Genomic DNA, 7174 nt, shown 5'->3' with positions numbered 1-7174 from the left:
GACGGTGCGCGCGGCGTCGGAGAGCATGCGCGCGAGGTCGAACCGGTCACCGATGCGAAGCGACGCGCCGATCTCGTCGGCGTGTTGGGCCAGCAGTAGCTCACGACCGCGGCCGGCCACCGGGTGCAGCTCGGTGCGCACATTCAGCAGCGAAAGATGAGCTTCGCCAAGGGTTTCCGTCGGCGATGCCAATGACCGACTGGGATACACGTCGGCCAGCTGGGCGATCGCGAGCGCATTGAGGAGCTGGACGTCCCGCAGTCCGCCCCTGCCGCACTTGAGGTCCGGCTCGGCGCGGTGCGCGATCTCGCCGCTGCGTTGCCACCGGGCTCTGGTGTGCTCGACGAGTTCGTCGAACCGTGACGCGATCTGAGTTCGCCACTGCCTGCGCGCCCCGCCGATCAGCAACGCGGACAGGTCGGCGTCACCGGCGATGTGCCGCGCCTCGAGCATGGCCAGGCCCGCCGAGATGTCCTCACCGGCGACCCGCAGCGCCTCGGGCACCGTGCGGACACTGTGGTCAAGGCGAATGTTGGCGTCCCACAACGGATACCACAACAGCTCGGCCACCTCGCCGACATCCTCGGGCGGCATGTTGTCGTGCAGCAGCATCAGGTCGAGGTCGGAGTACGGAAGGATTTCACCGCGGCCCAGGCCGCCGGTCGCGACGATCGCGAACCCGCTGGTGGCGGTGATACCGATCTCGGCCGCCTTTGTGGTGAGCCAGAAGTCGTACAGGTCGAGCAGTGCGTCGCGCAGCGCGGCCGAGTCGAGCTGGCGGCCGCCGGAGAGCAGCTGGCCGGCGGCGGCGACGAGATCCGTTGCGGGACGCAAAGACCCCGCCGCCGGACGCTCCCATCGGGAAGCGCCGGCGGCGGATTGCGGTCTCTGCTCTGTCATGGGTTGTCCTCCCGGCACTTGACGATCCAGCACTCACACGGCGCAACTGCCGGGAGACGACTCTCATTCCACGTTACGGATCAAAGGGCATCGGCCCCGCGTTCACCGGTCCGCACGCGGACCACCGTCTCGACTGGACTGACCCAGACCTTGCCGTCACCGATCTTGCCGGTGCGGGCGGCCTGGACGATCACGTCCACCACCTTGTCGACGGCGGCGTCGTCGACGACGACCTCGACGCGCACCTTCGGGACGAAGTCCACCGAGTACTCGGCACCGCGGTAGACCTCGGTGTGCCCCTTCTGCCGACCGTAGCCCTGCACCTCGCTGACGGTCATGCCGAGAATCCCCGTCTGCTCCAGACCGGTCTTCACATCTTCCAGCGTGAACGGCTTGACGATCGCGGTTATCAGCTTCATGTAGTTGATCCCTTCCGATGAAATTGTCGCCGGTCAGGCGAGCTCGTAAGCCGTTTCGGCGTGTTCGGTTTCATCGATACCAGTGTCCTCATCCTCCTTGGACACCCGCCAACCGAGAGGCTTGACGATGAACGCGATGATGGCGGTCATGATCGCGGTGAACACTACGGCAACCAGTGCGATCACGATCTGCACGACGAGCTGCTGCACGCCGCCGCCGTAGAAGAGGCCGGTTTCGGTGGCCAGGAAACCGATGCCGATGGTGCCCCACAGACCGGCGACGAGGTGCACGCCGACGACGTCGAGCGAATCGTCATATCCGAACTTGTACTTCAACGCGATCGCGAGGGACGACAACACACCGGCGACCGCACCGAGGATCAGCGAGCCGATGGCGCTGAGCGAGCCACACGCCGGGGTGATCGCGACCAGGCCGGCGACGATGCCCGAGGCGGCACCGACGCTGGTGGCGTGACCGTCACGGATGCGCTCGACGAGCAACCAGGCCAGCATCGCGGCCGCGGTGGCGGCGGTGGTGTTGACCCACACCGAGCCGGCAAGCATGTCGGCCGCGCCCTCGGAGCCCACGTTGAAGCCGAACCAGCCGAACCACAGGATCGCGGCGCCGAGCATCACGAACGGGATGTTGTGCGGGCGGTACGGGGTCTTGCCGAAGCCGGTGCGCTTGCCCAGCAGGATCGCCAGCACGAGCGCGGCCATACCGGCGTTGATGTGCACCACGGTGCCACCGGCGAAGTCGATGGGTGACACGTTGGCCGCACCCTCGTCGTCGACACCGAAGAGCTTGGCCGCGATGCCGTCCTCCGAACCGGAGAGCAGGCCGCCGCCCCAAACCATGTGCGACAGAGGGAGGTACACGAGCGTGACCCAGATACCGCCGAACACCAGCCAGGTGCCGAACTTCATTCGCTCGGCGACGGCACCGCTGATCAGCGCCACGGTGATCACCGCGAAGGTGAGCTGGAAGGCCACCCAGACGATGGCGGGCACGGTACCGAAGCCACCGAGCACGAAGGTGTCGACGCCGTCGATCTCGCGGACCTCGGTCAGCTGACTGAGCCCGAACAACGAGAACGGGTTGTCGAAGACACCGAAGAAGTCGCTCTCGCCGGTGTGCGCCGACGCGAAGGCCATCGAGTAGCCCCACAGCACGTAGATGACGCTGACGATCCCGATGGAACCGAACGACATCATCATCATGTTGAGGACCGACTTCTGCCGGGACAGACCGCCGTAGAAGAACGCCAGGCCGGGCGTCATGAACAACACCAGCGCGGCCGACGTGAGCACCCACGCCGTGTCTCCGGCGCTCAGGCCCCCTTCCGCGAATGGCGCGAATTGGTCGTCTGGCAGGGCCAAGACCACATCGTGTAAGCCGAATGCCACTTTGTGTGAACCTCCTTGGGATGACGGCCGACCAGGATCGGCCTCCCGAAGAGACTCTTTTGCGAGCGTTTCACCTGTGATTCTGTTGTGTTTCGCTGACGTGAACGCAGGCGCGGATGTCGTTACGCTCGTGTTTCACCAGGCCTGGACGGCGAAATCCGCCGGCTATCGCCCGGAATTCGCTGCGCCGGTGCCGACTCAGCCGAGCAGCGCGTCGACGAACGCCGCGGGCTCGAACGGGGCCAGATCGTCGGGTCCCTCACCGAGCCCGACCAGCTTGACCGGAACGCCGAGTTCCTGTTGCACCCGGAACACGATGCCGCCCTTGGCGGTCCCGTCCAGCTTCGTCAGCACCACCCCGGTGATGTCGACGACCTCGGCGAACACCCGGGCCTGCGGCAGGCTGTTCTGGCCGATCGTCGCGTCGAGCACCAGCAGTACCTCGTCGACGGCGGCGCGCTTGCCCACCACACGCTTGACCTTGCCCAACTCGTCCATCAGACCGGTCTTGGTGTGCAGCCGGCCGGCGGTGTCGATGACCACGACGTCGGCGCCCGACCCGATGCCGGTGTCGACGGCGTCGAACGCGACCGAGGCCGGGTCGGCCCCCTCGGGACCGCGCACCACCTGGGCACCGACCCGCGACGCCCAGGACTGCAACTGATCGGCGGCCGCCGCGCGGAAGGTGTCCGCCGCGCCGAGCACGACCCGGCGGCCGTCGGCGACCAGAACGCGGGCCAGTTTGCCGACGGTCGTCGTCTTCCCCGTGCCGTTGACCCCCACCACCAGCAGTACCGACGGTTTGTCGGCGTGCGGCAGCGCCTTGATCGAGCGGTCCAGGTCGGGCCGCAGTTCGGCGATCAGCACCTCGCGCAGCACAGCCCGCGCGTCGGCTTCGGTGCGCACCCGGCTGCTGGCCATCTGGGCGCGCAGCGACGTGATCACCGACTCGGTGACGACCGGGCCGAGGTCGGCGATGAGCAGGGTGTCCTCGACCTCTTCCCAGGAGTCCTCGTCCAGGTCACCGCCGCCCAACAGGCCGAGCACGCTGCGGCCGAGGGCGTTCTGCGACTTCGACAGCCGGCCACGCAGCCGGTCGAGCCGGCCCTCGGTCGGCGCGATCTCCTCGATCTGCGGCGCCGGGGGCTCGGTGACCGTCTCGGTCTGCGTCTCGGTCTCGGTCACCGTGCTGGTGCTCGTGCTGACCGAGGTGGTCGGCGTCGTGGTCGTCGTGGTGGTGGTCGTCGTGGTCGTCGTCGGCGCGGTGGTCGTGGTCGTCGTGGTGACCGGATCGGTGGTGGTCGGGGTCGCGGTCTCGGTCACCGTGGCCGGGGGTGCCACCGCAGGGGCCGAGGTCGTCGTGGTCAGCGGCGTCAGGGATGTGGTGGTGGTCGTCTCGGAATCCGAATCGCCGGTGACGGCCTTGGCCAGGAAGAACACGATGAGCGCGATCAGCAGCGCGCCGACGGCGCCCATCGACACCAGCGCCACCGGCTTGCGGTACCACGGGGTCTCGGTCTCCGGCGGCGGCTGGTCATATCCGCCGGTCCCGTAGTCGCCGTAGCCCGTCTGGTAGTCGCTGTAGCCCGCTCCGTAGTTGCTGAGCTGGGTCGGCTCCTCGTCGGAGTAGTTGTTCTGATCGTCGGAATCGCCGTATCGCGCCACGGAACCCGATAGTAGGCGCTCGCCGCTACGGAGCCGGGTACAGCGTGCGTGTCACGTTGGTGCGCGGCCGGCTGCGCGTGGTGGACGTCCGTTCTTCGTCTTCGTCTGCTTCTTCTTCGGTCTCCCGGGTCCGGGGCGGCCGGGTGCTCGGCCGGGTCGTCGAGGTCGACTCCGTCGTCGTCGCCGCGGTGGTGTCCGGGTTGATGTCGGTGGTCATCGGCGGGCTCGTGCTGGTGATCGTCCCGGTTGTGGTCGACGTGCCCGACGTTCCCGACGACGTGCTCGTCGACGTGGCCGGCGGCACGTAGTACAGCGGGGCCGGCTCGGGTTCGCCGAACTGCCGCGCCACATACGAGATCAGCGTGATGACCAGCGCGATCGCGGCCAGGCCCGCCACGCTCGCCATGAGCAGGGTCGACGTCTGGTTGTGCCACGCGACGGGCCGTTCCTCCTGCGCGTCGTCACGGTCCCGGCTGCTCACGGCCACCGATAGTAGCGGCGAGCCGGTTCCGGCCGCCGGGTCAGCGGAGCCGGGGGACGACCTGCTCGGCGAAGAACTCGACGTGGTCGAGGTCGGACATGTCCAGAACTTGCAGGTAGATCCGCTCGACGCCGGCTTCGAGGAACGGGCCGAGCTTGTCGACGACCTCGTCGGGGGTGCCCACCACCGGGGAGTTGGACCGCAGTTCGTCGACCTCGCGACCGATCGCGGCGGCCCGCCGGGCGATCTCGGACTCGTCCCGGCCGACGCACAACACGAAGGCCGCCGAGTAGGTCAGTGAGTCCTTGGCCCGGCCCGCCTTCTCGACCGCGGCCGCCACCCGGGCGTACTGCTCGGTCAGCGTGTCCAGCGGCACGAACGGGATGTTGAACTCGTCGGCGAACCGCGCCGCCAGTGCCGGTGTCCGCTTGGCCCCGCCACCACCGATGATGATCGGCGGGTGCGGGCGCTGCGCGGGTTTGGGCAGCGCGGGGGAGTCGGCGATGTGGTAGTGCGTGCCGGAGAAATCGAAGGTCTGGCCCGGCTCCGTGGTCCACAGGCCGGTCAGGATCTCCAGCTGTTCGGTGAGTCGGTCGAAGCGTTCGCCGACCGGCGGGAACGGGATGGCGTACGCCTTGTGTTCGGCCTCGAACCAGCCGGCGCCGATCCCGAACTCGACCCGGCCACTGCTCATCTCGTCGACCTGGGCGACCGAGATCGCCAGCGGGCCGGGGTAGCGGAAGGTCGCCGACGTAACCATCGTGCCCAACCGGATGGTCGAGGTCTCACGCGCGATGCCGGCCAGCGTCACCCAGGAATCGGTGGGGCCGGGCAGGCCGTCGCCGGCCATCGCGACGTAGTGGTCGGATCGGAAGAACGCCGAATAGCCGGCACTCTCGGCGGTCCGGGCGACGGCGAGCTGATCGGCGTAGCTGGCCCCCTGCTGGGGTTCGACGAAGATGCGGAAGTCTGGTGTGTTTGTCGCGGCCACGGTGATCCACCCTAGGCTCAGAGCCCGCCCCGGGCATTCTTCAGCCGTTCGACCAGGTCGGCGGAGCCGTCGAGGTTCACCCGCGCCTCGTCCCGGCCGGCGGCGAACATCAGCAACTCGCCGGGGTCGCCGGTGACCGTCACCTCGGCGCCGCGTCCGAGGGTGGCCAGTGTGTCGCCCTGCGGGGTGCGGAACACCACCCGCGCGGGCGCCTTGCGCAATGTCATCCGGGCCATCATCGCGATCGGTCTGCGCAACGCCGCGGTGGTCTGCTCGTCGAGGGGTCGCGGCTCCCACCCCGGGCGGGCCCGGCGCACGTCCTCGTGGTGGATGAACATCTCGGCGACGTTGGCGATCGGGTCGAGAAGTTTGAACGGCGAGTACAGCGGCGGCCCGTCGGCGACCCGGTCCAGCAGCACGTCCCAGTCCGTGGAGGCGGCCACCTGGTCCTGCACCCGCGCGGTGTGCCCGGCGAACGCCGGGATCATGATGCCCGGCGCCGCGTCGAGGCGGCGTTCCCGCACCACCAGGTGCGCGGTCAGATCCCGCACGTCCCATCCCTCGCACAACGTCGGTGCATCGGGCGGGACGTCGCGGAAGGTCGCCACCAGGGCGGCCCGTTCGCGTTGCGCCACGGTCATTCGGATCGTTCCCTTCCGCCGGCACGCGAGACGTCGGCGTCCCCGGGCAGTTCCCACACGATAGGTGAGATCACCGGCTCGGCAACCCTTTTCGGGGCGCGCCGATCGAGGAATCTGCGGGGTGGTGAACACGGCCGACGGCGAGGACGACCGAGGCCGCGGCCCAGACTTTCAGAAGCTCTGCACGCCCTCGACGCTGATCACCATGCCGCGCCCGGTGCCGTCATTGGTGAACCGGGTGCCGTCCTCGTTGGCGTCGATGGTCCATCCGACCGCCGAGTAGGTGCGGTAGTCCAGGGTCACCGCCGGGATGGCGCCGAGGTTGCCGAGCACCCAGCTCAGCTCGCCGTCGGCACTGAGGCGCACCCCGTTGGCCGGGAGGCCGTCGACCTCGGGGGCGTCGGTGAACGCCGATTCGCAGCCGACTTCCCGTTCGTTGAGCTGGCATCGCGTCTTGCCGCTCCTGGTCTGGACGAACACGTAGCCGTTCTGTGGCCGCAGCACCTCTCCACCGGGCGGCCGCGGTGGGGTGGACGGAGCCGGCCTGCCGGTCGTCGGCGGGGCGGTGGTCGGCCGGGTGGGCCGGGGCGTCGAGAACTCCGGCTCGATGACCTCGTCGGCGCGCTCGGGGGGGGTTCGGGGGTGTCGAAGTCGGAGGTCTCGCGCATCT

The 7174-nt window shown here is 68.7% G+C and carries 6 protein-coding genes and 2 pseudogenes; all 8 read right to left on the bottom strand.

What is annotated here, in order from left to right; genetic code table 11:
• A pseudogene (locus tag ASJ79_RS14905) lies at nucleotides 1-900 on the bottom strand ([protein-PII] uridylyltransferase); the annotation flags it as partial.
• Nucleotides 901-980: 80 nt separating this feature from the next.
• Nucleotides 981-1319, bottom strand: coding sequence for a P-II family nitrogen regulator (locus ASJ79_RS14900; RefSeq protein WP_011779408.1), 339 nt, complete (start codon nucleotides 1317-1319; stop codon nucleotides 981-983).
• Between the two features lie 33 nt (nucleotides 1320-1352).
• Entirely contained in the window at nucleotides 1353-2705 is a 1353-nt protein-coding gene (locus tag ASJ79_RS14895) for an ammonium transporter (RefSeq protein WP_067956437.1), read from the bottom strand.
• A gap of 219 nt (nucleotides 2706-2924) precedes the next feature.
• Nucleotides 2925-3854: pseudogene (gene ftsY, locus ASJ79_RS14890) on the bottom strand (signal recognition particle-docking protein FtsY); the annotation flags it as partial.
• A 562-nt stretch (nucleotides 3855-4416) separates the two neighbouring features.
• On the bottom strand, nucleotides 4417-4872 hold the full coding sequence (locus tag ASJ79_RS14885) for a hypothetical protein (protein WP_369803682.1): 456 nt from the start codon (nucleotides 4870-4872) through the stop codon (nucleotides 4417-4419).
• Nucleotides 4873-4912: 40 nt separating this feature from the next.
• Nucleotides 4913-5863 (bottom strand): LLM class F420-dependent oxidoreductase, encoded by a 951-nt coding sequence (locus ASJ79_RS14880; protein ID WP_067956432.1) that lies wholly within the window; start codon nucleotides 5861-5863, stop codon nucleotides 4913-4915.
• A gap of 17 nt (nucleotides 5864-5880) precedes the next feature.
• A complete protein-coding gene (locus tag ASJ79_RS14875; protein ID WP_067956430.1) occupies nucleotides 5881-6504 on the bottom strand; it encodes a TIGR03085 family metal-binding protein in 624 nt (207 codons plus the stop codon).
• A 171-nt stretch (nucleotides 6505-6675) separates the two neighbouring features.
• Nucleotides 6676-7174 (bottom strand): hypothetical protein (locus ASJ79_RS14870; protein ID WP_067956440.1); only part of this gene is annotated, 499 nt, incomplete at its 5' end.

Source organism: Mycobacterium sp. NAZ190054 (assembly GCF_001545925.1).
Lineage (GTDB): Bacteria > Actinomycetota > Actinomycetes > Mycobacteriales > Mycobacteriaceae > Mycobacterium.
This window is presented reverse-complemented; position numbering and strand designations above follow the sequence as displayed.